This is a genomic window from Antribacter soli, assembly GCF_021568775.1.
Taxonomy (GTDB): domain Bacteria; phylum Actinomycetota; class Actinomycetes; order Actinomycetales; family Cellulomonadaceae; genus Antribacter; species Antribacter soli.
The window spans coordinates 11,415-35,692 of sequence record NZ_JAKGSG010000032.1; the positions used below are offsets into that span (position 1 = coordinate 11,415).

General features: G+C 74.4%; 19 protein-coding genes and 1 rRNA gene. 4 read left to right on the forward strand and 16 right to left on the reverse strand.

All coding sequences use genetic code 11. The features are described from left to right. Positions 1-9: 9 nt before the first annotated feature. Together L1785_RS11055 and L1785_RS11060 are read left to right on the forward strand one after the other, a co-directional pair. Entirely contained in the window at positions 10-1,029 is a 1,020-nt protein-coding gene (locus L1785_RS11055; protein WP_236089320.1) for an ATP-binding cassette domain-containing protein, read from the forward strand. Beyond that, complete coding sequence (locus tag L1785_RS11060; protein WP_236089321.1) at positions 1,026-1,838, forward strand: ABC transporter permease; 813 nt, start codon at positions 1,026-1,028, stop codon at positions 1,836-1,838. Before L1785_RS11055 ends, L1785_RS11060 begins: the two co-directional genes overlap by 4 nt. A 45-nt stretch (positions 1,839-1,883) precedes the next feature. On the opposite strand, the gene L1785_RS22825 is transcribed toward L1785_RS11060, so the two are convergent. Next, entirely contained in the window at positions 1,884-5,336 is a 3,453-nt protein-coding gene (locus L1785_RS22825; protein ID WP_308113311.1) for an AfsR/SARP family transcriptional regulator, read from the reverse strand. 116 nt (positions 5,337-5,452) lie between these two features. Here L1785_RS22825 and L1785_RS11070 point away from each other — a divergent pair, with 116 nt between their 5' ends. Beyond that, positions 5,453-6,406, forward strand: a complete 954-nt coding sequence (locus L1785_RS11070) for an LLM class flavin-dependent oxidoreductase (RefSeq protein ID WP_236089322.1) — start codon at positions 5,453-5,455, stop codon at positions 6,404-6,406. A gap of 158 nt (positions 6,407-6,564) precedes the next feature. On the opposite strand, the gene L1785_RS11075 is transcribed toward L1785_RS11070, so the two are convergent. From L1785_RS11075 to L1785_RS11140, 14 genes are all read right to left on the reverse strand, one after another. After that, a complete protein-coding gene (locus L1785_RS11075) occupies positions 6,565-7,521 on the reverse strand; it encodes a hypothetical protein (protein ID WP_236089323.1) in 957 nt (318 codons plus the stop codon). A gap of 103 nt (positions 7,522-7,624) precedes the next feature. Continuing rightward, complete coding sequence (locus L1785_RS11080) at positions 7,625-8,413, reverse strand: DUF4230 domain-containing protein (RefSeq protein ID WP_236089324.1); 789 nt, start codon at positions 8,411-8,413, stop codon at positions 7,625-7,627. A 241-nt stretch (positions 8,414-8,654) separates the two neighbouring features. Next, positions 8,655-9,308 (reverse strand): NUDIX domain-containing protein, encoded by a 654-nt coding sequence (locus tag L1785_RS11085; RefSeq protein WP_236089325.1) that lies wholly within the window; start codon positions 9,306-9,308, stop codon positions 8,655-8,657. Positions 9,309-9,311: 3 nt separating this feature from the next. Further along, complete coding sequence (gene pyrG, locus L1785_RS11090; protein WP_236089326.1) at positions 9,312-10,985, reverse strand: CTP synthase; 1,674 nt, start codon at positions 10,983-10,985, stop codon at positions 9,312-9,314. Positions 10,986-11,046: 61 nt separating this feature from the next. Beyond that, entirely contained in the window at positions 11,047-12,858 is a 1,812-nt protein-coding gene (murJ, locus tag L1785_RS11095) for a murein biosynthesis integral membrane protein MurJ (protein WP_236089327.1), read from the reverse strand. A 2-nt stretch (positions 12,859-12,860) separates the two neighbouring features. Beyond that, entirely contained in the window at positions 12,861-13,733 is an 873-nt protein-coding gene (locus tag L1785_RS11100; RefSeq protein ID WP_236089328.1) for a hypothetical protein, read from the reverse strand. A 29-nt stretch (positions 13,734-13,762) separates the two neighbouring features. Further along, positions 13,763-14,752 carry a copper transporter gene (locus tag L1785_RS11105; RefSeq protein ID WP_236089329.1) on the reverse strand — a complete coding sequence of 330 codons (990 nt, stop codon included), beginning with the start codon at positions 14,750-14,752 and terminating at the stop codon, positions 13,763-13,765. Positions 14,753-14,878: 126 nt separating this feature from the next. Continuing rightward, positions 14,879-16,108, reverse strand: a complete 1,230-nt coding sequence (steA, locus tag L1785_RS11110; RefSeq protein WP_236089330.1) for a putative cytokinetic ring protein SteA — start codon at positions 16,106-16,108, stop codon at positions 14,879-14,881. Between the two features lie 6 nt (positions 16,109-16,114). Beyond that, entirely contained in the window at positions 16,115-17,953 is a 1,839-nt protein-coding gene (locus tag L1785_RS11115) for a DNA repair protein RecN (protein WP_236089331.1), read from the reverse strand. 1 nt (position 17,954) lies between these two features. Beyond that, the gene (locus tag L1785_RS11120; RefSeq protein WP_236089332.1) at positions 17,955-18,905 is read right to left on the reverse strand and encodes an NAD kinase; all 951 of its coding nucleotides are present in this window, start codon (positions 18,903-18,905) and stop codon (positions 17,955-17,957) included. Then, positions 18,902-19,957 (reverse strand): TlyA family RNA methyltransferase, encoded by a 1,056-nt coding sequence (locus L1785_RS11125; RefSeq protein WP_236089333.1) that lies wholly within the window; start codon positions 19,955-19,957, stop codon positions 18,902-18,904. The genes L1785_RS11120 and L1785_RS11125 overlap by 4 nt, the downstream gene beginning before the upstream one ends. A 2-nt stretch (positions 19,958-19,959) precedes the next feature. Further along, a complete protein-coding gene (locus L1785_RS11130; RefSeq protein ID WP_236089334.1) occupies positions 19,960-20,226 on the reverse strand; it encodes a hypothetical protein in 267 nt (88 codons plus the stop codon). 247 nt (positions 20,227-20,473) lie between these two features. Next, on the reverse strand, positions 20,474-21,514 hold the full coding sequence (locus L1785_RS11135) for an HAD-IIA family hydrolase (protein ID WP_236089335.1): 1,041 nt from the start codon (positions 21,512-21,514) through the stop codon (positions 20,474-20,476). Further along, on the reverse strand, positions 21,511-22,491 hold the full coding sequence (locus tag L1785_RS11140; RefSeq protein ID WP_236089336.1) for a tetratricopeptide repeat protein: 981 nt from the start codon (positions 22,489-22,491) through the stop codon (positions 21,511-21,513). The genes L1785_RS11135 and L1785_RS11140 overlap by 4 nt, the downstream gene beginning before the upstream one ends. On the opposite strand from L1785_RS11140, the gene L1785_RS11145 reads away from it, so the two are divergent. Next, complete coding sequence (locus L1785_RS11145; RefSeq protein WP_236089337.1) at positions 22,447-23,328, forward strand: hypothetical protein; 882 nt, start codon at positions 22,447-22,449, stop codon at positions 23,326-23,328. The genes L1785_RS11140 and L1785_RS11145 overlap by 45 nt on opposite strands. An 872-nt stretch (positions 23,329-24,200) precedes the next feature. On the opposite strand, the gene rrf is transcribed toward L1785_RS11145, so the two are convergent. Further along, positions 24,201-24,278 (reverse strand): 5S ribosomal RNA (rrf, locus tag L1785_RS23490); the annotation flags it as partial.

Genomic DNA, 24,278 nt, shown 5'->3' on the forward strand with positions numbered 1-24,278 from the left:
GCTGTCCGCATGACAACATCCCACGCGATCGAGGCCCGCGGCCTCGTCAAGGTCTTCGGCGACAACCGCGCCGTCGACGGCGTCGACCTGGAGGTCCGGACCGGTTCCGTGTACGGGGTCCTCGGCCCCAACGGCGCCGGCAAGACCACCACGATCCGTATGCTCGCTACCCTGCTGCGGCCGGACGGCGGCACCGCGACCGTGCTCGGCCACGACGTGGTCCGTGAGCCGCAGGCCGTGCGCAGCCTGATCGGCGTGACGGGCCAGTACGCGTCCGTCGATGAGGCCCTGAGCGCCACGGAGAACCTCGTCCTCTTCGGCCGGCTGCTCGGCCTGTCCGGCCGTGCGGCGCGCCTGAAGTCCGCCGAGCTCCTGGAGGAGTTCGACCTCACCGCGGCGGCGAAGCGCCCCCTGAAGGACTTCTCCGGCGGCATGCGCCGACGCCTCGACCTGGCGGCGAGCCTCATCGCGCGGCCGCCGCTCATCTTCCTCGACGAGCCCACCACGGGCCTGGACCCTCGCACCAGGCTGCAGATGTGGGACACGATCCGCCGCCTGGTCGCCGAGGGCTCCACCGTCCTGCTCACGACGCAGTACCTGGACGAGGCCGACCAGCTCGCCGACCGCATCGCGGTCATCGACCGCGGCCGCGTCGTGGCCGAGGGCACGGCCGACGACCTCAAGAAGTCCGTGGGCTCACAGGCGCTGCAGCTCGTCGTCCCGCTGGGCTCGCTGCCCGACGGCGTCCCGGTCGCCCGGGCGGCGCAGGCCGCGGTCCTCGAGGTGGTCGGACAGGAGGCGGTCGTCACGCCCCTGGCCGACGGCACCCGCCTGACCGTCCCCCTGGACATGGCCGCCGCTGTGGCCGACGTGCTGGTCCGCCTGCGCGCCGCCGACGTCGAGGTCCGTGAGCTCACGCTCAGCAAGCCCACCCTCGACGAGGTCTTCCTCGCCCTGACCGGCCACGGCGCCGAGCCCCAGGGCGAGACCGAGCCCGCCGCCCCCACCCTCGAGAAGGTGACCGCATGACCACAGCGACGTTCACGCCCCCGGCAACCGTCCCGGCGTCGGGCACGAACAGCCTGGGGGCGACCGCCTCCCAGGCCCTGGCCATGGCCTGGCGCGGCCTGATCAAGATCCGCCGCACGCCAGAGCAGCTCGTCGACGTGACGGTGCAGCCCATCCTGTTCACCCTCATGTTCACGTTCCTGTTCGGCGGTGCGATCGCCGGCAGCATCGCGGACTACCTGCCCACGATCATCCCCGGGATCCTGGTGCAGACGGTCATCACCACCTCGATGGTGACGGGCGTGCAGCTTCGCGAGGACATGGACAAGGGCGTGTTCGACCGGTTCCGCTCGCTGCCGATCGCCCGCATCGCGCCGCTGGCCGGGGCGCTGCTGGCCGACACCGTGCGGTACCTCATCGCGACCACCCTGACCGTCGTCATGGGTCTGATCCTCGGCTGGCGGCCCGGCAGCGTCGTGGGCGTGGTCCTGTCGGGGCTGCTCGTGATGTTCTGCGCGTGGTCGCTGAGCTGGATCTTCGCCTTCGCCGGTGTCTCGGCCCGGACCGCCGCCTCCGTGCAGGGCATCTCGTTCCTGGTGCTGTTCCCGCTGACGTTCCTGTCGAACGCGTTCGTCCCGGCGGACACGCTGCCGGGCTGGCTGAAGGCGTTCGTGGACGTCAACCCGGTGTCGCACCTGATCACGGCGGTGCGGGAGCTGTCGGCGACGGGCACCGCGACGAGCGAGGTCCTGTGGGCACTGCTCGGCGCCCTCGTGGTGGTGCTGGTGTTCGCACCGCTCGCCGTGCGGGGGTACATGCGCAAGGCATGACCTGTCGCGCTGCTGGCCGGAGCCCCAGGGGGGCTCCGGTCAGCGTCACTCGTCGGGTGCCGAGAGCCCGTCCAGCACCGTCATCGCGTGCTGCGGGAGCTCGGCGCTGCCGAGCTGCGCGACACGGGCACGCGCCGCCTCGACCGCCGTCGCGCCGTGCCGGGCGACCGCCGCATCCAGCAGGCCCTGGCGCCGCAAGGCACGCAGGTCCTGGCGGGAGCCGAGGGCCTCGGCGAGCGCGAGGAGCTCGAGGCCGAGGGCCGGGCCGGGCACTGCGCCGGGCGGGGGCGTGCCCAGGGCGAGGTACACCCCCGCGCCGACGCACGCCGTGCCGAGCACCGGGTGGTCCACGACCCGCGGCATCCACTCCCGGTACAGCCGCACGACCCGCCGGCACATGGCACCGACGACGGCGCCCGCCCGGGCGTCCCCCGCGCGGACGAGGCGCACCACCCACGCCGCGGAGAGCAGCACCGCCCACGGGGTGGAGGGGCTGGGGTCCGCGACGAACGACCCGACCGCCCGCTCGTAGCGAGCGAGCGCCTCAGCCACGTCGCCGCGCGCGAACGCGATCTCGCCGCGGCCCGCCACCGCCACCGCGCGTGACTCCACTCGGCCCTGGTCCACGTCGTCCGCGCCGTCGCCCGCCTGCTCGAGCAGACGGCAGATCCGCTCCGCCTCGGCGAGGTCGCCCGCGTCGAGCGCCGCAGCCAGGTCCACCCAGTCGAGCTGACGGAGCGCGCCCTCGGCCGCCAGGGTCGTCAGCCCCACCCGTGCCTCGGCGGACCAGCGGGCACCCGTGCGGGTGTCACCGGCCTCGCTCGCCCCGGACGAGAGGAACATGGCGGCAACCGCCGAGCAGGCGACGTCGCCGAGCTGCGCCGCCAGCGCGTATGCCCGCTCCCCGAACACCATCGCCTCGTCGAGCCGGCCCGTGTTCTCCGCCTCCTGCGCGGTCGCGAGGTGCGCGACGAACGCGATGAACGGGTCCTCGTGATCCAGCAGGGCGGCCACGCGTTCCCGCATCGCTGCCTCGTCCCGTGCCAGCAGCAGGCCCGCCACCGCGCGCGTGCGCGTGCCGACCGTGTCGTGCGCGCGCAGCACCCGGCGCAGCCGCGCCAGGGCGCGCACGAACCCGGCCGGCCCCGAGAACGCCTGCGTCGCCGCCGCGTACATGAGGGCCAGCGCCGTCGCCTCCGCCGACGCCTCCGGGACCGGCCAGCACGTCACCGCGTCGAGCACCGCCGGCGCCAGGCCCGCGGCCCGCTCCTCCGCACCCTGCAGCGACCAGCTCCCGCCCAGCGCGGCGAAGACCTGCACGACGACGTCCGGTCGGCGAGCGTGGCCCGACGCCGTCTCCTGCGCCGCCTCGCGCAGTGCGAACAGCAGGTTCTCGTGCTCCCGTCGCAGCTCGGTGACGGCTGCGACCTGCCCGGGACCCAGGAGGTCCGACGTGCACCGGCGCGCCACGTCCAGCGCCCAGGCGGACAGCGCGTCGCGCACCGCGTCCTGCTCGCCCGCCTCGGCGAGGCGCAGCAGCCCGAACTCCCGCACCGTCTCCAGCATCCGGTAGCGCACAACGCCGCCGTCCTCCGTCACGGCGAGCAGGGACTGCGCGACCAGACCGTCGATGTCGTCCAGCACGTCGAGCGGCACCTCGGGCGGCCTCGTGGCAGGGCCGGCGGGCAGCCGCCCGAGGGCCGCCGCCGCGTGCGCGGAGACCCCGTCGGGCAGCACGGAGACGCGCCGCCACAGCTCCTGCTGTGCCGGCTCGAGCAGGTTCCAGCTCCACCCGATGACCGCCTCCAGCGTGCGGTGCCGGTCGGGCGCGGTGCGGTCACCGCCCCGCAGCAGCGCGAACCGCTCCCTCAGGTGCCGCTCGACGTCCTCGACCGGCAGCGTCCGCACGCGCGCGGCGGCCAGCTCGATGGCGAGCGGCAGCCCGTCGAGACGGGCGCAGAGGCGCGCCACGACGTCGTCGGGCAGCGCGACGCCCGGGCGGGCCGCACGGGCCCGCTGCCGGAACAGCTCGACGGCCGGCCCGGGCCGGCCGCCGTCGGCGGACGCCAGGGGCGCCAGCGGGTAGGCCTGCTCCGCCGCGAGCTCCAGCGGGGCGCGGCTGGTCGCCAGGACCCGCAGGTCGGGCGCGGCGGTGAGCAGGTCGCCCGTCCACCGCGCCGCGCCCGCGGCGACGTGCTCGCAGTTGTCGAGGACGAGCAGCGTAGGGACGGAGCGGGCCCGCTCCACGAGCTGCTCGCGCAGGTCCCCGGCGAGCATCCGGTCGGCCATCCGCGCCGACTGCGCAGCCGCCGACAGCCCCAGCCCGTCCGCGAGCGCCAGGACCACGTCATCGTCCGTCCGCACGCCGGCGAGCTCCACCACGACGACCGCCGTCGGACCGCCCGGCCGCGCGAGCTCGCGCGCCCCGACCTCCTGCGCCAGCCGCGTCTTGCCCAGCCCGCCCGGCCCGAGCACCGTGACCAGCCGGTGCGCGTCCAGTGCCGCGGCGACGGCCGCGACGTCACGCTCCCGCCCGAGGAGCGCGTTCGGCGCGGCGCGCAATCCACGGCCGTTCCGCGCGCCGCCCGACGCCGGCCGCTCTGCTCCGGCCGCCGTCGCCGTCGCCGTCGCCGTGCCGACGCTGCCCTCGCCCGGCTGCGGCTCGGCACGTCCTGTCTCCTGGGCGAGACGGGAGTGGAGCGCGACGACGTCGGGCGAGGGGTCGGTGCCGAGCTCGACGACGAGGGCGTGGCGCAGGCGCCCGAAGACGCGGACCGCCTCGTGCGTCCGGCCGTTCGCGGCGAGCGCCGTCATGAGGTCGCGGGCGGCGTCCTCGTCGACCGGGTCCGCGTCGAACGCCGCGGCGGACAGCCGCGCCAGCGCGACGTGGTCCCCCGCGGCCCGGGCGGCGGCACGGCGCAGCGCGAGCACCTCGCCCCGCAGTGCCTCCGCGGTCAGGCGGAGCTCGGCGGCGACGTCCGGCGCGGTACCGGCGAGGTCGGCGCCCGGTTCGCCGCGCCACAGGTCGAGCGCTTCGTCGAGAACCACCGCCGCGCGGCGGGCCGGCGCAACACGCCCCGCGCCCCCCGGCACCTCCGCGAGGTCCGGCGCGAGGTCTGCGTCCGTGAGGAGCGCCCGGGCCTCGTCCGCCGCCGCCCGCGCCAGCCCGAGGTCGCTCGCCGCCCCGAGCACGTACCCGCCGGGCACGAACCGGACCGCGTCCGGCGACACTACCCGCAGCCGCGACACGAGCGACTGCAGAGCGGCGCGCGGGTCGGCAGGCAGGTCGTCGCCCCACAGCGCGTCGACCAGCGAGGCGACCGGCACCGGCCGCGGTGAGGCCAGCGCGAGCAGGGTAACGAGCACCGAGGCACGCCGTCCGCGCGGGGCGGCCGGTACGTCGTCGGGTCCCAGCACCTCGACGGGGCCGAGCACGCGGACGCGCTCACGTGGTCGGCCGGTGCCGTGCGAGGCGGGTTGCGCGAGGGCGGGAGGCACGTCGTCCGACCCTACCCCCGGCCCGGCCCGACGCCGCGGCAACCTGCCCGAGCACGGCACCGGCGTGGCGCCCCCCGTCGGGCACCTCCGTTGACCTGCCATGACAGGATCGCGGCATGACGTCGCGATACCTCCGACCGCCCGCGTCCCCCGGCCGGCCGCTGCGCGTCGGCGTCCAGCTGCCCGAGGTCGAGCGGGACGTGCGCTGGGCCGAGGTGCTGGACCTCGCGCGGCGCGCGGAGGACGTCGGGCTCGACTCGCTGTGGGTGGGCGACCACCTGCTGTACCGGTTCGCCGACGGGTCCGCGCGCGGCCCGTGGGAGGCGTGGACGCAGCTCGCGGCGCTCGCTGCCGTCACCGAACGGGTCACGCTCGGTCCGCTGGTGGCGTGCACGGCATACCGCAACCCCGCCGTGCTCGCGAAGGAGGCGGCGACGCTCGACGAGATCAGCGGCGGCCGCTTCGTGCTCGGGCTGGGCGCCGGCTGGAACGAGACCGAGTTCACCGCGTACGGGCTCCCGTTCGATCGCCGCGTCTCCCGCTTCGAGGAGGCGTTCACGATCGTCACGACGCTCCTGCGCGACGGCGCGGTCGACTTCGCCGGCCAGTTCTACCAGGCCCGGGACTGTGAGCTCGTGCCTCTCGGGCCGACGGCGGGCGGCCCGCCCGTGCTCGTCGGCTCCATCGGCGCGCGGATGCTACGGATCACCGCGCCCGTCGCCGACGCGTGGAACGCCTGGTACTCCGACACGCACAACGAGCCCGCGGGCGTGGCACCGCTACGGACGCTGGTGGACGACGCCGTCGTGGCGGCCGGGCGCGCGCCCGGCGACGTGGCGCGCACCGTGGCGGTGCCCGTCCGGATGCCTGGCGGGACGGGCCGCGTGATGGGCGACTACGCCCCGTCGGCGCTGGTGTCGCCACTCACCGGGTCACCGGAGGAGGTCGCCGCCGGGCTCGCCGCCTACGCCGAGGCGGGAATCGACGAGGTGCAGCTCGTGCTCGACCCGGTCACGGGCACGTCGGTCGACGCGCTGCGCCCGGTGCTGGAGATCCTCGACGCGCGGTAGCGCCGAGACCTCTCCCGGAGCGTGGGTATGAAGACGGCGGGGAATAGGGGCCCCCGTAACCGCGGCGACATACCCACCCCCGGGGGGTTCTTTCCCCGGGGTCTTGAGGGGGCCCCCCTCCCCACCCTATCAACACCCCCACAACGGGTCCCTTGCGATCAGAGCTCCGCCGACCAGGCTGCCTCCGCGCCGAGGTCGGCCGGACGGTCGCCGAGCGCACGCGACGCGACGGCGCCGGTCGCGAAGTTCGCGTGGCACTCGGGGCAGTACCACTCGGGGGTCGGCACGGGCACGTCGAACCCGCCGTACACCACGTCCGGCTCCAAGGGCACGTCGCCCACGTTCATGCCCCACACGATGCGCTTGGTGTTGCCGCGCGCGCCGCAGGCGGGGCACTGCGGACGCATCCGGGCACGCTGAGCGGCCACGGCGTGCGGGTGGAGCAGCTCGTGGCACGGGTCGCACACGAGGTAGGTGTCGCTGATGAGCTGCTGGAGGTTGCGCTCGGTGATGCCCTCGAGCGCGGCACGGCGGGCGCCGTCGTCGTGCACGCGCAGCGTCGAGACGTCGACGAAACGCTCGCAGGTGGCACAGCGCTCCTCGCGGCGCAGGTCCCAGCCGGCGATGAGGCGGTGCGAGAGCAGGCGCAGCGCGTGCAGGTTCGGCGACAGAGCCGACTCCTCGCACTCCCCCGGCTCGATGGTGCCGCTCGCGCCGTGCTTGAACTGGTTCGCGATGCCGTCCAGCACGAGGCGGGCGTGCTCCTGCGGGAGCCAGCCGGAGGACCGGGAGTAGGCGGCTGCGCCGCTGAAGAGGGTGTCCCAGACGACCGGCCGGTCGGGACCGAACAGCTCGTCGCTGACCCAGGCCTCGCCCTGCGAGGCGCCCATGAGCTCGACGGCCGCGACGATGCCCGGCTCGGCCGCGACGACGGTGACGACGACGTCGCCTCGCTGCGGACCGTCCGGGCCGCCGGGCAGGCGGTGCTCGGGGCTGCGGGTGGCGATCGCCACGGACTCCCGCAGCCAGTCGTCCGTCCAGTTCAGGTAGACGGACGGGACGAGCCACGCGGGAAGGGAGGACACGTTGGGGAGCACGTCGGATTCAGAGGCCACGCGCGAATGCTAGCGGACCCACATACCACCCGAGTGACGTCCCTGCATCCGGACGCGGAATCCACCCGGTGGCCGTCGTCCGGGCGCCCCGCCAGCCGCTCCGTCAGTCACCCGGTGCCGTTGCCTCGCCCTCGAACGTCACGGTCACGGTCTCGAACCCGAGCGGCACGAGCATGCCCTCGAGGGTCTTGCGCGTGTTCTCCTCGGCCCGCGCGTCGAGGTCGCTCGCCTCGGCGGCCGCGGCCATCTTCTGCTCGGAGAGCAGGAGGACCTCCTGCCGCGAGTCGGTGTCGCCGCTGAAGAAGTCGTTGACGCGGTTGATCAGGCCGCGGCTCTCGGAGATGGCCCGGCTGCGCTCGAGGTCCAGCCGCGGCTCGGCGAGCTGCGGGCGCGGCAGCACGACCTCGACGGCGGTTCCGTCGTCGGACACCGTGATCGACTCCTCGGTGAGGTCCTCGAAGTCGACGTACGCCTCGACCGACCCGTTCGCGATGAACAGGGTGCGCTCGCCCGCGAGCCAGTCGGGCACGAACCTCGTGTCCTCCTCGAGGTCCACGACGACCTCATAGTTGCCCTCGGCGGCCACGAACCGCGCGAGGTCCTGGATGCTGAGCAGCACCGGCGGGTCGGACCGGTCGATCGTCTCGGTCCCGAACGGGTTCAGTGCCCCGGTGATCTCGTCCCTGAACGCCCAGAGCGTCCCGAGCACCAGCGCGAGCACCACGAGCATCCCGAGGACCGTCCCGAGCAACGACTGCACGAGCAGCGGCAGCCCGCGCAGCCTGCCCTCGCGGGCCTCGCGAACCGCCTCTGCACCGCCACGCCCGCGCGGCTCGCCCGCGACCTTCGGCCGCTCGATCCGCTCCGTCGTCCGGTCGTTCTCGTCCGCCACGTGTGCCCCTTTATCGGGAGGTTTGTCTTGCGGGGCACACGCTAGTGCCAACCACGGACACACACCGCCGGGGCGCGCGGGCGCCTGCGGCGCGCGGGCGCCGAGCGCCGAGCGCCGTCGGCGCGTGCCTTTCCTTGTCGCGAGGCTGGACGGGCCTGGCGGGAGGCCGCGAGGAACGAGCGGCCGGATGGTCGCCTCGCGACAAGGAACTGCACACGCCGCCGGCGTCGTGCCAGATGGCTCACCGTCGGCGGAAGCCCCAGTGGGCGTCGACCGGGCGCAGCGTCGTCCACGCCGAGGCCTGCCCGATGGCCGCCGCGAGGATCCCCGTGACCGCTGCCGAGTTGTGCAGCTTGCCGGAGAGCGCGAGCGCCACCGCCTCGTCGAGCGGGACGTGCACCACCACCATGTCGGCCTCCTCGGCCTCGCGGACGTGCCGGTCCCGCTCCGGGACGGGCGTCAGCCCGCGGGCGAGGTACACCCGCAGAGCCTCGTTGCTGCCACCCGGCGTGGGCAGCAGGTCGACGAGAACGTTCCACTCGGCGGCGACGACGTCGGCCTCCTCCGCCAGCTCGCGCGCAGCCGCGAGGTGCGCCTCCTCGCCGTCCACGTCGAGCAGGCCCGCGGGCAGCTCCCACAGGACGGCACCGACGGGATGGCGATACTGCCGGACCAGCAGGACGCAGTCGTCCTCATCGAGCGCGACGATCGCGACCGCCCCGGGGTGGGAGACGTACTCCCGCCGCACGATGCCCGCCGCGCCGAGGTCGACCTCGTCGGTCACCACGTCGACGATGCGGCCCTGGAAGGGGACGGCGAGCCGCCGCGCCGGGCGGGGGGCGATCGTGTCGGCGATCGCAGCGAGGCTGAGAACGGGGTTCTTCCGCTGCCCCACCGGTCAGCCGGCCTGGCGCTCGAGCGCCGCCGCGATCAGGCCCGCGAACAGCGGGTGCGCTCGCGTGGGACGCGACTTGAACTCCGGGTGGGCCTGCGTGGCGACGTAGTACGGGTGGGTCTCGGCCGGCAGCTCGACGAACTCGACGAGCGACGAGTCGGGCGACGTCCCGGAGATCACGAACCCTGCGGCCTCGAGCTCGGCCCGGTACGCGTTGTTCACCTCGTAGCGGTGACGGTGCCGCTCCGAGACGCGCTCGGTGCCGTACGTCTTGGCCACGACCGAGCCGGGCGCCAGCTGCGCGTCGTACGCACCGAGGCGCATGGTGCCCCCGAGGTCGCCCTCGCCGCCCACGATCGCGAGCTGCTCCTCCATGGTCGCCACGACCGGATATGCGGACTCGGGGTGGAACTCGGTCGACGAGGCGTCGGCCCAGCCCAGCACGTTGCGCGCGTACTCGATGACCATGGACTGCAGGCCGAGGCAGATACCGAGCGTCGGCACCAGGTTCTCGCGGGCCCAGCGCAGCGCGCCCACCTTGCCGTCGATGCCGCGGACGCCGAAGCCGCCCGGGACCAGCACCGCGTCGACGCCCTCGAGCGAGCGCTGCGCGCCCTCGGGGGTCTTGCAGTCGTCCGCCGCGACCCAGCGGATCGCGACCTTGGTGTCGTTCGCGAAACCGCCCGCGCGCAGGGCCTCGGTCACCGACAGGTACGCGTCCGGCAGGTCGATGTACTTGCCGACCAGCGCTACCTCGACGTTGTGCTCGGGCTCGTGGACGCGCTCGAGGAGCTGCGCCCAGCCGTCCCAGTCGACGTCGTGGAACGGCAGGTCGAGGCGACGCACGACATACGCGTCCAGGCCCTCGCTGTGCAGCACGCGCGGGATGTCGTAGATGCTCGCGGCGTCGACGGCGTTGACGACAGCCTCGTTGTCGACGTCGCACATGAGCGCGATCTTGCGCTTGACCGGCTCCGGCACCTCGCGGTCGGCACGCAGCACGATCGCGTCCGGCTGGATGCCGATGGAACGCAACGCGGCCACGGAGTGCTGCGTCGGCTTGGTCTTCAGCTCGCCCGACGGGCCGATGTACGGCACGAGCGAGACGTGCAGGAAGAACACGTTGTCGCGGCCGAGCTCGTGGCGCACCTGGCGGGCGGACTCCAGGAAGGGCTGCGACTCGATGTCGCCCACGGTGCCGCCGATCTCCGTGATGATCACGTCGACCGTCTCGCTCGCCTGGGCGCGCATGCGTGACTTGATCTCGTCGGTGATGTGCGGGATGACCTGCACGGTGTCGCCGAGGTACTCGCCGCGACGCTCCTTGGCGATGACCTGCGAGTACACCTGGCCCGTCGTCACGTTGGACGACGCCGGCAGCTCCACGTCGAGGAAGCGCTCGTAGTGGCCGATGTCCAGGTCGGTCTCGGCCCCGTCCTCGGTGACGAAGACCTCGCCGTGCTGGAACGGGTTCATGGTGCCCGGATCCACGTTGAGGTACGGGTCGAGCTTCTGCATGGTCACCCTCAGGCCCCGCGAGCGCAGGAGGCGCCCGAGCGAGGAGGCCGTCAGACCCTTGCCGAGGGAGGACGCCACACCACCGGTGACGAAGATGTGCTTGGTCGGCGAGGCCGTCCGATGCGCGCGGGACACGGGTCTGTTCAGGTGATCTACCACGGAACTCCAGCCTAACAGGCGATGACGGGACCAGCGTTGTGGGAACCGGCACACAGCCCGGTCACAGGCCGCCGTCCGGCGTGTCGCCGGACGGCGGCCCGGGGGTCCCGCCGCCCGTCCCGGGCCTTCGCCGCGCCTTCCCGACCAGCCGTCCGACGCCGGAGCCCACCCGGGCGCGCAGGTCACGGTCCAGCAGGGCCGTGGCGGCGAGGACGACCGCGGCTGCGACGAGACCGGCGGCCAGGCCGATGCCGAGGTACGCGCCGAACACCTCGGCGTCGAAGTGCCGGTCGAGCCGGCCATCGGTGCTTCTGAACGCTCCGGACACCGGGACGACCGACTCGAGCGCACGGCCGGACCACCGGCCCGCCAGGGACCCCGTCGTCGCGCCGATCGCGAGCACGAGGAGCGCACGCCCGACGCCGGCCACCGCCGCCGCGCCGAGGTGCCGCCGGACCGCGAGCAGCAGGCCCGCCGCGGCCACGGTCATGCCCGCCGTGCCGGCCCCACCGAGCGCTGACAGCACCCCGGCCTGGCACACCTCGCCGGCCTGCCTCGCGACCCCCTCGACCGCCTCCGGGGCGCACGGCCCGGCGAGGGTCCGGACGAGCTCTGCGCCCAGGGCGACGACGCCCCAGCCGGCGGCGGTCGCGACGACTGCGGCGCGGCCACGGTCGACCGCGTACAGGGCGCGCGACAGGTGCAGGATCAGCGCGTACCCCATGAGGCCCGGCGCCATCCAGGTCAGCGTCGCGGAGAGCCCGGGCGCGTCGCCGCGGACCAGGAGGTCGAAGACGCCCTGGACGAGCGGCGCCGCGGCGACCAGGGCCGCGACCCCGACCGCCACCACGAGCAGGAGCGTCCGGGTGGTGCGGGCGACGAGATCCCGCAGCTCGGGCAGGCGCCCCGCGTGTGCGTGCTCGGCGAACCGCGGGAACGCGCTCGTCGCGATCGGGAAGGCGAGCACGGCGTAGGGCAGCAGGTAGACCGCCTGGGCGTACAGGTACACGGTGAAGGCGCCGGAACCACCCGCGCCGTTGGCGGCGCGCATGACGAGGACGACCGAGAGCTGCTGCGCAACCAGTGCGCCCACGCCCGCGAACGCGAGCCGCGCGGCGCGGCGCCCCTCTCCCCCGGGAAACCGCAGCGTGGGCCGCAGCCGCACCCCGGTGCGCCACACGGGCACCACGAGCGGCAGCGCGAGGAAGGCGACGCCCGCCGTCGTGCCCCACGCGAGCCAGTCCAGGGCCATGGCCGGCAGTTGCGCGACGTCCTGCTGGTTGCCACGCGCGAGCTCGCCGAAGACCGCGTAGACCACGATCACGACGACGCTGGAGACGAGGGGCGCGAACGCCGGCCAGAAGAACCGCTTGTGCGCCTGCAGCACGCCGCCGAGCACCACCGCGAGCCCGTACAGCGGCACCTGCACCGCGAAGACGCGCAGGAAGCCCGCGGCCACGTCCTCGAGGAGCGGGTCGAACAGATCGAACACCTCGACGATCGGGCGGGCCAGCAGTGCCATGACGGCCGCGAGCGGGACGAGCACGACCAGCGTCCAGCCGAGCAGGGCGGACGCGATCCGGGACGCGTCCTGCCGCGCGCGCTCGCTGCCCTCCGCGGTGAAGGCGACCCGGCTCAGCGGGCCGGACAGCAGCGGCACCACGGCACCGGCAAGAGCACCGCCGGCCGCGACCTCGAACAGGACGTTCGGCAGCAGGTTCGCCGCGTTGAACAGCGTGTCCACGCCCCCGGTGCCGACGAACGCGCCCTGGGCGAGCCACCGCCCGAAGCCGACGACACGGCTCGCGAGCGTGACGACGGTGACGAGGAGCGCCGCCCCGACGAGGGTCTGGGCGCGGCGGGCAGCCCCCACCGTCAGTCCTTCGCCGGGCGGCGGCCCCACCGGTCGGCGCGGTCCAGCCACGGCGTGCTTGCGATGACCTTCGAGAAGCTGACCTTTTCCGAGGCGAGCGTGAGGCCCACGACGCCGGCGAGCGCCAGGAGCCGCACCGATCGCGGCGCGCCGAACGCGACCTGGCTGCCCACGAGCGCCCCGAGCGCGTTGGCGCCGCCGTCGCCGAGCATGTCGCGCTCGCCGAGGTCGCCCGGCGCGGCCGCGGCGGCAGCCCCGAGGACGACGCCGGTGGCGGCGCCCGCGGGCGACGCGGCGAGCGGGAGGCTCGCGGCCGCCGCGACCTTCAGGGCACGGCCGGGTCGCAGGTCGAAGAGGTTGAGCAGGTTCGCCGTGCCTGCCACCAGGGCGCCGTTGACCCCGACGTCGACGAGGTGGCCGAGCACGCCGCCCGTCCGGCGCGTGCCGCAGGCCGCCGCGACCAGGGCCGTGCCGCCGATCCCGAGGACCTTGAGCCCGCCGGTCGTGACCTGGCCGCGCGCGAGCGCGCCGAGGTGGCCGCGCAGGCCCTTGGTCCGGGTGGACGTGTCCTCCGCGAGGTCGTCGAACAGACCGAACGCCGCCGCACCGGCGGTGCCCAGCGCCGTCGCGACGGGGGCCGGGCCGCCGGCGGCGAGAGCCCCGGCGACGGCGCCCGCCGCGACCGACGGGCCCTCCAGGAGGCTGATCGGCTCACCGCGGTGGTTGGTGCGCGTCCACGCGGCCTCGCCGCCAGCCAGCCCGGCCAGCGTCGCCTCGTGCAGCACCCGCCGCACGACCGCCGTCGTGCCTGCCGCGACGAGAGCCGCGCCGACGAAGCGGGCGATGCCCGCGCCTGTTCCCGTGCCGGATGCCATGGTGTCGTCCCTCTCGTCGCGTCGCGGGCTCAGCCCGCGCTGCCCTCGGTGGCGTCCGGGACCTCGTCCGGGGGCAGGTCGACCACCGGGGGCAGCACCGTCGCGTCCTCCTCCTGGCCGTACTGCCCCACCGTCCCGGCCAGCCGGGCAGCGATCGCGAGCGGCACGGTGATCCGGCCCGCGACGCGGTCGATCCCGCTCACCGTGCTGACCACGCTCGCCAGCGCGTCATCGGCGCGCACGCGCAGGACGACGTCGGCGGCCACGTCGGCGGGTCCCGCCACGACGCTCGCGCCGGTGGTGTCCTGCACGGTGCCCGCGACGGTCGTCCACACGTCGCTCTCGGTCTCGGTGTCGGTGGTCGTGCCCTCCGCGGCCTCCGGCTCGACCGCCGTGGCAGCCAGCAGGACGACGGCGTCCGCCGCCTCCAGCTGGTCCTCGTCCGCATCGAGCAGGCCGAGGCGGACGAGCTGGTCCTCGAGGTCCTGCGCCTGTGCGCTCTGCGCGGGTCCGGCGTCGGCGGCGTCCGTGAGCATCACGCCGAGCGCTGCCGCGAGGGTCTCGGTCACGCCCTCGGGCACGTCGCTGCCGAGACCGTCGCGCAGGCCGGTCGCCACCGTCTCGCGTGTCGATGCGTCCTCCGGGTCGTACCACGAAGCCGGCAGGTTCACGTCGGCCACCACGGTGGCGCCGGACGCGTCGAGCTGCTCCAGCACGCCGTCGTGCACCTCGCCCGACACGTCGCCCAGCCCCACGACCGCCACGCGACGGCCCTCGAGCCGCCCGGCGAGAAGCTGCGGGCCTGTCGCCTCCAGGAAGCGCAGATCCTCGGCGAGGTCGCGGTTCGCCGCGTCGAGATCGTCGCGCAGGGCGCTGCGCTCGTCGCGGAGCTGCGCCACCTGGTCCTCGAGCGCCTCGCCGATGGTGCCCTGCAACGGTCCGGCGCCGAGGATGATGCCGACGGCCAGCGCGAGGAACACAGAGATGAGGGAGACGAGGTGGTAGCGGAAATCGATCACGACGTTCAGGAATCCTTAGCGGTCTGTGGCGTGCGGGCGGGCGACTGGCGGTCGCGCCCAGGTCGGTCGGGTCCGGTGGCCGGACCTGCTGGTCAGGTCGGCCCGGTGGCCGCGTCGGTGCGTGCGCTAGCCGCCGAAGAGGCGGCCCACCCACGAGACGAAGTCGTCGAGGCGGGTCCCCACGATGTCGAAGGACGTCTGCCCCATCGAGGTGGACCACAGGGCGGCGACCACTGCCGCGAGGCCCGCCAGGGACAGCAGGGTCAGCTGGAAGTTCGAGATCCGCGTGCGGTAGAGCCGGGACACGCCCTTGGCGTCCACGAGCTTGCCGCCCACGCGCAGCCGGGTGAGGAACGTGCTGGCCATGCCGGCGCGCCCCTTGTCGAGGAACTCGACGAGCGTGGCGTGCGTGCCCACCGCGACGATCAGCTCCGCGCCCTTGTCGTCGGCCAGGAGCATCGTGATGTCCTCGCTCGTGCCCGTCGCGGGGAACACCACCGGCTCCACGCCCAGGGCCTTGACGCGCTCCAGCCCCGGTGCCTTGCCGTCGCGGTACGCGTGCACCACGATCTCCGCGCCGCTGGACAGTGCCCGGTCCGACACCGAGTCCATGTCGCCGACGATCAGGTCCGGCCGCCAGCCTGCGTCGATGATCGCGTCCGCGCCGCCGTCGACCCCGATGAGGACCGGCCGGTTCTCCTTGATGTACGGGCGGAGCATCGCGAGGTCCTCGCGGTAGTGGTACCCGCGGACCACGATGAGGACGTGGCGGCCCGCGATGGCCGTGCGGATGTCCGGCACGCCCACGCCGTCGAGCAGGAGGTCCCGCTCGCGGCGCAGATAGGTCATGGTGTTCTCGGCGAACCGCTCGATCTCCTCCGACAGGCCCTCGCGCGCCGCGGCGGTGTTCGCTGCGACCGTCACGCCCGACTGCCGGTCGCCCGACGCGATGAGGTCACCACCGACGCGCACCTCGTCGCCGGCGATCACGACGTCGGTGCCGTCGGGGATCGACATCACGGCGGGCCCGAGGTCGTCCAAGAGGACGATCCCGGCCTCGATCAGGATGCCGGGGCCTGTGTTCGGATACCGGCCGGAGGTCGAGCGGGCCGCGTTCAGGACGGCGAGGGGCTGCGCCGCCACCAGGGCGTCCGCCGCGACACGGTCGATGTCCACGTGGTCGATGACCGCGACGTCGCCGGGACGGAGCCGGCTCGTGAGCTCCTTGGTCCGCGCGCCGACGCGGGCCGGGCCGTGCGACGTCGGCACGTCCGGCTCCTGTTCGGCTGTACGGCCGGCTGCGCGACCAGCTTCGCGGTCGGCACGGCGCTCGGGACGGGACAGGGTCAGCTTCATCGCGACCTATCGTCCCACGACCGACGACTCGAGGAGCTCCAGTGCATGCTGCCGAGCCGTCTCCGACTCCTCCTGGCCGGACAGCATGCGCGCCAGCTCCCGCACCCGGTCGTCGCCCCTGACCTCACGAACCCCGGTGACGGTGACCATCCCGTCAACCTCCTGGCCCCCGCCATCCGTCGACTTCGTCACCACCAGGTGCGCGTCCGCGAACGCCGCGACCTGCGCCAGGTGGGTCACCACCACGACCTGCGTGCTGCGGCCCAGCGCCGCCAGACGACGGCCCACCTCGACGGCGGCGCGTCCGCCGACCCCAGCATCCACCTCGTCGAAGACGAACGTACGGCGCAGGGCGCCGTCGTCGCTCTGCTCCCCGGCAGTTCCGGGGGCGTCGGTGCGGCCCACGAGCGCGGCACCGGAGCCGTCGAACAGGCCCGGCAGCCCCGGTCCGACGACGGACGCCGCCCGCGTGCTGCTCGCCGTGGCGAGCGCGACCTCGAGCGCGAGCATGACGCGCGAGAGCTCACCGCCCGACGCACCCTTTCCCAGCGGACGCTCGGGCGCGCCCGGGTGCGGGACGAGCAGGAACGTCACCAGGTCCGCGCCGTACGGGCCGAGCGCCTCGGCCGGGTCGACCGTGACCACGAGGTGCGCGCCGCCCATGGCGAGCCCGTGCAGCTCCTGCGTGACGGCCCCTGCGAGCTGTGAGGCCGCGTGGGTCCGCTCGGCCGTGAGGATGTCCGCGAGGCGAGCCAGGTCGCCGTCCAGCTCCGCGGTGCGCTGCTGCATGGAGCGCAGGCGGTCGCCGCCGTCGTCCAGGTCGAGCAGCCGCAGGCCCGCGTCGCTCGCCCACTGCAGCACCGCGTCGATGGTCTCGCCGTAATTGCGGGTCAGGCCGTTCAGCTCGGCCAGGCGCTGGTGCGCGGACTCGAGGCCGGCCGGGTCGGCCTGCAGGTCGTCGACGTAGGCGGCGACGTCCGTCGCGACGTCGCCCAGCAGGTAGCCGACCTCCGCGAAGCGGACCGCGAGCTCGCCAAGCGCCGCGTCGGAGTGCGCGGCCCCGTCCAGAGCGCGGCGCGCGCGCTCGACCAGGGCGATCGCGTTCTCGCGCGCCCCGTCGGCGTCCTCGCCCGCGACCGCGTCGTGCGCCTCCTGCGCGGCCATGCGCAGCGCCTCCGCGTTCGACAGCCGCTCGACCAGGGCGGCCAGATCGGCGTCCTCGCCAGGCTGCGGGTCGACCCGCTCGATCTCTTCGAGGCCGATCCGCAGCAGCTCCACCTCGCGGGCTCGCTCGGCGCCCTTCGTCGTGAGGTCGGCGATCTCCGACAGGAGGCCGCTGCGCTCGGTCCAGGCCGCACGGTAGCGGTCCAGGACGCGCTGGTGCGCCGGGCCGGCGAAGGCATCGAGCGCCTCGCGCTGCTTGGCGGACGTGCGCAGGCGCAGCTGGTCGGCCTGCCCGTGCACCGTGAACAGGTCCTCGGCGATCTCGGCAAGGACGCCCTGCGGCACGCCGCGACCACCCAGATGGGCGCGCGAGCGGCCGTCCGCGACAGTCCGCAGGATCACGACGGTGCCGTCGTCCTCGACCTCGCCGCCCGCCTCGTCGACGCGGCGCAGCACCTCGGGCCGGCCCGCGACGCGCACGCGGCCCTCGACGGCCGCACCGGTGGCGCCCGGCCGGACGGACCGAGGGTCCGCCTTGCCACCCATCAGCAGGTTGAGCCCGGTGAGCACCATCGTCTTGCCGGCGCCGGTCTCGCCCGTGATGACGGTCAGTCCGTCCGAGAGCGGGACACGCGCCGAGCGGATGACGCCCAGGTTCTCGATCGCGATCTCCTCGAGCACCTCACTCCTTCGTCTCGTCGGGCCCGGCGTGGCCGGGACCGTCGGGTGCAGACCGTATCTCCTCCAGGGCCGCGCGATCGCGCCACCCCGCCACCGGCAGGTCGAACTTGGAGACGAGCCGGTCGGTGAACGGCGCCGTCGACAGGCGGGCCAGCCGCAGCCGGGTCTCCCCGCGCCGCACGACCACGCGCGAGCCCGGCGGCAGGTCGATCCGCCGTCGGCCGTCGCACGTCAGCACGCCCGGGATGCTGTGCTCCCGCACCTCCACCGTGAAGGTGGAGTGCGGGCCGATCACGAGCGGCCGCGCGAACAGCGCGTGCGCCGCCAGCGGCACGAGCAGGACCGCGTCCACGTCCGGCCACATGACCGGCCCGCCCCCGGAGAACGCATGCGCAGTGGACCCCGTCGCCGTCGACATGACGACGCCGTCGCAGCCGAACGACGACAGCGGTCGCCCGTCCACGTCGATCCCCACCTCGAGCATCCGCTGGCGCTGCGCCTTCTCGACCGTCGCCTCGTTGATCGCCCAGCCGTACAACGGCTCCTCGCCACCCGGCAGGTGGACCGTCACGTCGATCATGGTGCGTTCCTCGACCACGTAGTCGCGCTTCGCCAGGCGCTGCACGGCCGCGCGCAGGTCCTCGCGCTCCGACTCCGCGAGGAAGCCGACGTGGCCCAGGTTGACGCCCAGGAGCGGGACGTTCGTGCCGCACGTCAGCTCCGCCGCGCGCAGGATCGTGCCGTCGCCGCCCAGCACCATGACGACCTCGGACTCCACGACGCCCTCGCGGGCGCGCGCCTCCGCCATGTGGTCGCCGAACTCCTCCGCCAGCTCGTCGTCGTGCAGCGCGACCTCGAAGCCCGCCGCCTTGAGCTCGCGCATCGCCTCCTGCAGCGCGGCGAGCGCCTTCGGCCGGCCGCCGTGCGTGACGATGAGGACGCGCCGGGTCATGAGGTGGCTCCCTGCTGCTGGTCGTCCGGCTCGCTCCGCGGCACGACGACGGCCGGCGGCGTGGGCGGCTGGCCGCCTGCCGTACCGGGCTCGCTCGGCGCTCCGGCCGCGGGTTCGCCGGCGGATGTGCCTGTCGTGGCCGTCGTGCCGGCGTCGTCGCCCGCGGTGGCCCCCGTCGCGGGGTCCCAGGCGACCGCCCGGGCCACGGCCTCGTCGATCGCGGCGACGGTCTCGTCGGGCTGCGCCGGCACGAGCCACAGGAAGAACTCGCGGTTGCCGTTCGGGCCCGGCAGTGGGCTCGGCACGACCGCGCGGACGCGCAGGCCCGCCTCCTCGGCGGCGCGCGCGACCGACGTCACCGCGTCACGGTGCAGAGCCGGGTCGCGTACGACCCCACCCGAGCCAAGCCGTTCGCGCCCGACCTCGAACTGCGGCTTGACGAGCAGCAGGGCGTGCGTGCCGGGGCCCGCGATCCCCACGACGGCGGGCAGGACCTTCTGCAACGAGATGAAGGAGAGGTCCGCGACGAGGACGTCCGGCGACCGCTCGAGGTCCCCCGGCATCAGGTCGCGTACGTTGAAGCCCTCGACGACGGTGACACGCGGGTCTTCCCGCAGCTGCGGGACGATCTGGTCGTGGCCGACGTCGATCGCGACGACATGCTCCGCACCGCGCCTCAGGAGCACGTCGGTGAAGCCGCCGGTCGAAGCGCCGAGGTCGACGCACCAGGCGCCGCTGACGACCAGGCCGGTCGTGCCGGGGGTTCCGCCCGCGCCCGACCTGCCGGACGCTGCCACGAGGGCGTCCAGCGCGTCGAGCGCCCCGGCGAGCTTGAGCCCCGCCCGGGAGGCGTACTCGTATTCGGTGTACTCGCCGCCCGACACGTCGATCGCGTCATCGGCGGCGACCAGCGCCGACGGCTTGGCGACCGCACGGCCCCCCGCCATCACCCGCCCGGCAGCGACCAGCTCGGCCGCGTGCTTGCGCGACCGCGCCAGGCCGCGCCGCACCAGCTCGGCATCCACGCGGGCCTGGCCCGCACCTGTGGTCATGGTCACCGTCCGGCGTCACCGTTCAGGTGCGCACGCAGTGCATCGTGCACCTGCTCGAACCTACCGACGTGGTCGGCCGGCAGCAGGTCGTCCAGGCCGTCGAGCAGCCCGAGCGCCGCGCGCACGCCTTCCTCGGTGCTCACGGCACCGTGGGAGGCTCCTGAGGTGGCCTCGAGGGAACCGTCAGCCGGGCCTGCGGGCGCACCCTCGGTTCCGATGGCCCGCGCCATCACCGCGGGCGTCGCCGCGTGCGGGATCTCCTGGGACATCGTCACCTCCGGTCGGTCCGTCGTTCTCGTCGCGTCGTCCGGAGCGGCCCGCGCGCGCGACGAGTCTGCGATTCGCGGCCGAGCCCTGCTCCGGACGCTCTCACGTCCGCACACACCGTACCCGCCGACACCGACAGACCCACAGCCGCCACCCCCGGACCCGCTGTGGGTGCACGTGCGGCGCAGATCCTGGCGGCGATGCGCGCCAACATCCCACAGCACCGGTGGCGGCGATCCGGGACCGCTGTCAGGCGGTGAGCTCCGGCACCGTCGCGGGATCGAGTGCCTCCCCCGCGTCGACCGCGGCCCACGCAGCGGCGCACGCGACACGCACCAGGTCGATCCCCACGGCACCCGGCGCTGCCGCGCCCGAGGGTGAGGCGGATGCCTCACCCAGCCGCAGGACGCCGTCGGACACCTGCGCCGCGGCCGCACCACAGACCCACCAGTCGTCCGTAAGGACCGGGGCGGGGTGCGGCTCGAGGAGCGCGCGCAGGTCGGCGGCGAGGAACGCCGGCCGCAGACCAGGCTCGGCGAGGACGGCGTCACGGGCCGTCGACACGCCCGTCAGGACGTGCAGACCCGGGTAGCCGCCCTCGCGGGCGCCGGCCAGGTCGGTGTCCAGCCGGTCGCCGATCACCAGTACGCGCTCCGCTCCCGCCCGCTCCACCGCAAGGTGGTACATCGTCGGAGACGGCTTGCCCGCGCTCGCCGGCGCCACTCCCGTGGCCGCCACGACCGCGCCCACGAGCGCGCCGTTGCCCGGCGCGAAACCGCGCGCCGTCGGCAGGGACAGGTCGAGGTTGCTTGCCACGTGCCACGCCCCGCGGCCCACCGCGTACGCGGCCTCGGCCAGCTGCGCCCACCCGAGCTCCGGCGAATAGCCCTGCGCGACGGCCACCGGCTCGTCGTCCGCGCTCGCCACCACCTTGAAGCCTGCGGCACTCACCGCCGTGACGAGGCCCTTGCCACCCACGACCAGCACCTTCGCCCCTGGCTCCAGCCGGGTGCGCAGCAGGGCAGCGCACGCCTGCGCCGCCGTCATGACCTCGTCCGGCAAGGTCGGGATGGCCAGCTCGCTGAGCTGTGCCGCCACGTCCTCCGGCTCGCGCGATGCGTTGTTCGTCACGAACACGAGACGCATGCCGCGCTCACGCGCACCGGCGAGCCCGTCGGCCGCGTGCGCGATCGGCAGGTGGCCCTTGTAGGCCACCCCGTCCAGGTCGACGAGCGCCAGGTCGAAAGCCTCGGCGAGCGGGACCTCGCTCGAGAGGAGCCCCGCGCTCACGCGGTGGCGTCCTTCGCCCCGTCTACGTCCTGCCCGACACCGGACGGGTCGCCCCGGTCCTCCACGTCGCCGACTGCGGTTCCCGCCTGGTCAGAGGGTTCGCGGGGCTCGTCGCCGAGCTCGTCACCGGGGGCGGCGTCCTCCGGCTCGTCCTCGTCGCCGAGGTCGTCGGGCTCGACCTCGGTAAGGGAGGGCTCGCCTGCGGGGTCGGCGTCCAACGGCTCGTCGTCGTCAAGGTCGTCGTCGTCCGAGGGGTCGGACGGTTCGTCCTCGTCGTCGCCGAGGTCGTCGTCGAGCTCGTCCTCAGGCGCCTCGTCGTCCTCGTCGGAGTCGTCGTCCTGCTCCGACTCGCCGAGGTCTGCTTCCTCGTCATAGACGTCGTAGACGACGACGTCGTCCTCGAGCGGCGATGCACCGATGGCACGTTCCAGGGACTTCGGGTCGACGGTGGCGAGCAGCGCGTCGGCTTCCTCCGTGCGGCCCGCGGCTTCGAGCGCGATCGCCCGGGCCTGGAGCACCCGGAGGCCGAGGTCGCCCTGCGCCTCGTCGGCGGGGATCTTGTCCAGGACGGCCAGGGCGGCGTCGTGCTCACCGAGGTCGGTCCTGGCGCCGCTCACGACGATGGCGAGCTCGGTCCGACCAAGTGCGTCGAGCGTCCCCGCCTCGTCCGACGCCGCAAGGGCGATCGCACGCTCCGGACGGCCGAGTCCACGCTCGGCGTCCGCCATGATCGGCAGGTGCTCGGACGAGCCGTTGAGACGGCGCACGGTCCGCAGCTCGCGGAGCGCCTCGGCATAGCGGCCCGTGCGATACGCGGCGATACCCGCCGCCTCGCGCACGATGTCGACCCGGCCGCCACGGCGCACCGCGGCCTGTGCGTGCTCGTAGGCACGCTCCGGGTCGATCTCGAGCAGCCGGCCGGCCATCACGAGGTGCAGGCCGACCTGCTCGGCGTTGTCCTTGGTGAGCCCGCGCAACCGCCCGCGGGCGTCGCGGTCGAGATCACTGAACGACACGTCCTCGGCGATCTCCGGCTCGGGGATCCGCTCACTCGGGCGCTCGTCGTCACGGCGCGCGCGGTCGCCGAAGGGGCGACGCTCGCCGCCCTGGGCGCGGTCGCCGTAGGGCTTGCGCTCGCCGCGGTCGGGGCGGTCGCCGTAGGGCTTGCGCTCGCCGCGGTCGGGGCGGTCGCCGTACGGGCGACGCTCGCCACCCGAGGGGCGGTCGGAGCGGAAGCCACGGCCGGCGTCGTCACGACGCGGACGATCGCCCGATGTGCGGTCACCGTAGGGGCGATCGCCGGACGGGCGCTCACCATAGGGGCGGCGTTCGCCGCGGTCCTGGCGGTCACCCGTCGGGCGGTCGCCGTAGGGGCGACGCTCACCACGCTGCTCGTCGTCACGACGCGGACGGTCGCCGAAGGAGCGCTCGCCCGAGGGACGCTCACCGAAAGGCCGGCGCTCGCCGCCCTGAGGGCGATCACCGTACGAACGACGCTCACCAAAGGGACGGTCACTCGAAGGGCGGTCACCGTAAGGCTTACGCTCGCCGCGGTCTGGGCGGTCCCCCGTCGGGCGGTCGGACCGGAAGCCGCGGCCCGCGTCGTCACGACGCGGACGATCGCCGTACGAGCGGTCACCCGTCGGGCGGTCGCCGTAGGGGCGACGCTCACCGCGGTCTTCGAACTGGCGCTGCGGACGGTCGCCGCCGCGCTGCTCGTCGTCACGACGAGGACGGTCGCCGAAGGAGCGCTCGCCCGAGGGACGCTCACCGTACGGGCGACGCTCGCCACCCTGGGCGCGGTCGCCGAATGACCGGCGTTCGCCACCCTGCGGGCGGTCGCCGTACGAACGACGCTCACCACCCTGCGGGCGGTCACCGTACGGGCGACGCTCGCCGCGGTCTGGGCGGTCGCCCGAGGGGCGGTCGGAGCGGAAGCCACGCCCGGCGTCGTCACGACGCGGACGGCCGCCCGACGTGCGGTCGCCGTAGGGGCGATCGCCGGACGGGCGCTCACCATAGGGGCGGCGCTCGCCGCGGTCCTGACGGTCACCCGTCGGACGGTCACCGGTGGGGCGGTCGCCGTAGGGGCGACGCTCACCACGGTCTTCGGACCGGCGCTGCGGACGGTCGCCGCCGCGCTGCTCGTCGTCACGACGAGGACGGTCGCCGAAGGAGCGCTCGCCCGAGGGACGCTCACCGTACGGGCGACGCTCGCCACCCTGGGCGCGGTCGCCGAAGGGCCGGCGTTCGCCACCCTGCGGGCGATCACCGTACGAACGCTCCGGGCGCGACGGCCGACCCTGGCTGTCGTCCCGTCGCGGCCGATCACCGGAGCTCCGGTCCTGCTGGCCGGCTCCTCGGTCGTCCTCACGTCGTCGCGGTCCGTCGTGGCCGCCTTCCCGGCGCGGGCGGCCGTAGCCACCCTCGTTCCGGGGACCACCGTCCCCGCGGCCGCCGCCACTGCGCGGTCCGCGGTTGAAGCGCTCTTCTGAGCGCCCGCCCTCGCGCCCAGACCCCTGCTCACGGGGCGATTCGTTCACGGTGTTCCCTTCGAAGACAGATTCGTTCCATTGTCCCACGCCACGGTGTTCGGGCCGCGACCGGGTCGGGCTCCGCAGGTGTGAGATCAGGCAAAAATGCGTGAAGGCCCGCACCGGGGGGTGCGGGCCTTCACGTGAAGGGTGTTCGGCGGCGTCCTACTCTCCCACCCCGTCACCAGGGCAGTACCATCGGCGCTGAAGGGCTGAGCTTCCGGGTTCGG

Excerpts from the sequence above, each read along its gene's own strand:
- L1785_RS11055 (WP_236089320.1), top strand. The coding sequence starts at position 10 with ATGACAACATCCCACGCGATCGAGGCCCGCGGCCTCGTCAAGGTCTTC.
- L1785_RS11060 (WP_236089321.1), top strand. The coding sequence starts at position 1,026 with ATGACCACAGCGACGTTCACGCCCCCGGCAACCGTCCCGGCGTCGGGC.
- L1785_RS11125 (WP_236089333.1), bottom strand. The coding sequence starts at position 19,957 with ATGACCACAGGTGCGGGCCAGGCCCGCGTGGATGCCGAGCTGGTGCGG.
- steA (WP_236089330.1), bottom strand. The coding sequence starts at position 16,108 with ATGAAGCTGACCCTGTCCCGTCCCGAGCGCCGTGCCGACCGCGAAGCT.
- L1785_RS11120 (WP_236089332.1), bottom strand. The coding sequence starts at position 18,905 with ATGACCCGGCGCGTCCTCATCGTCACGCACGGCGGCCGGCCGAAGGCG.
- L1785_RS11070 (WP_236089322.1), top strand. The coding sequence starts at position 5,453 with ATGACGTCGCGATACCTCCGACCGCCCGCGTCCCCCGGCCGGCCGCTG.
- L1785_RS11130 (WP_236089334.1), bottom strand. The coding sequence starts at position 20,226 with ATGTCCCAGGAGATCCCGCACGCGGCGACGCCCGCGGTGATGGCGCGG.
- L1785_RS11100 (WP_236089328.1), bottom strand. The coding sequence starts at position 13,733 with ATGGCATCCGGCACGGGAACAGGCGCGGGCATCGCCCGCTTCGTCGGC.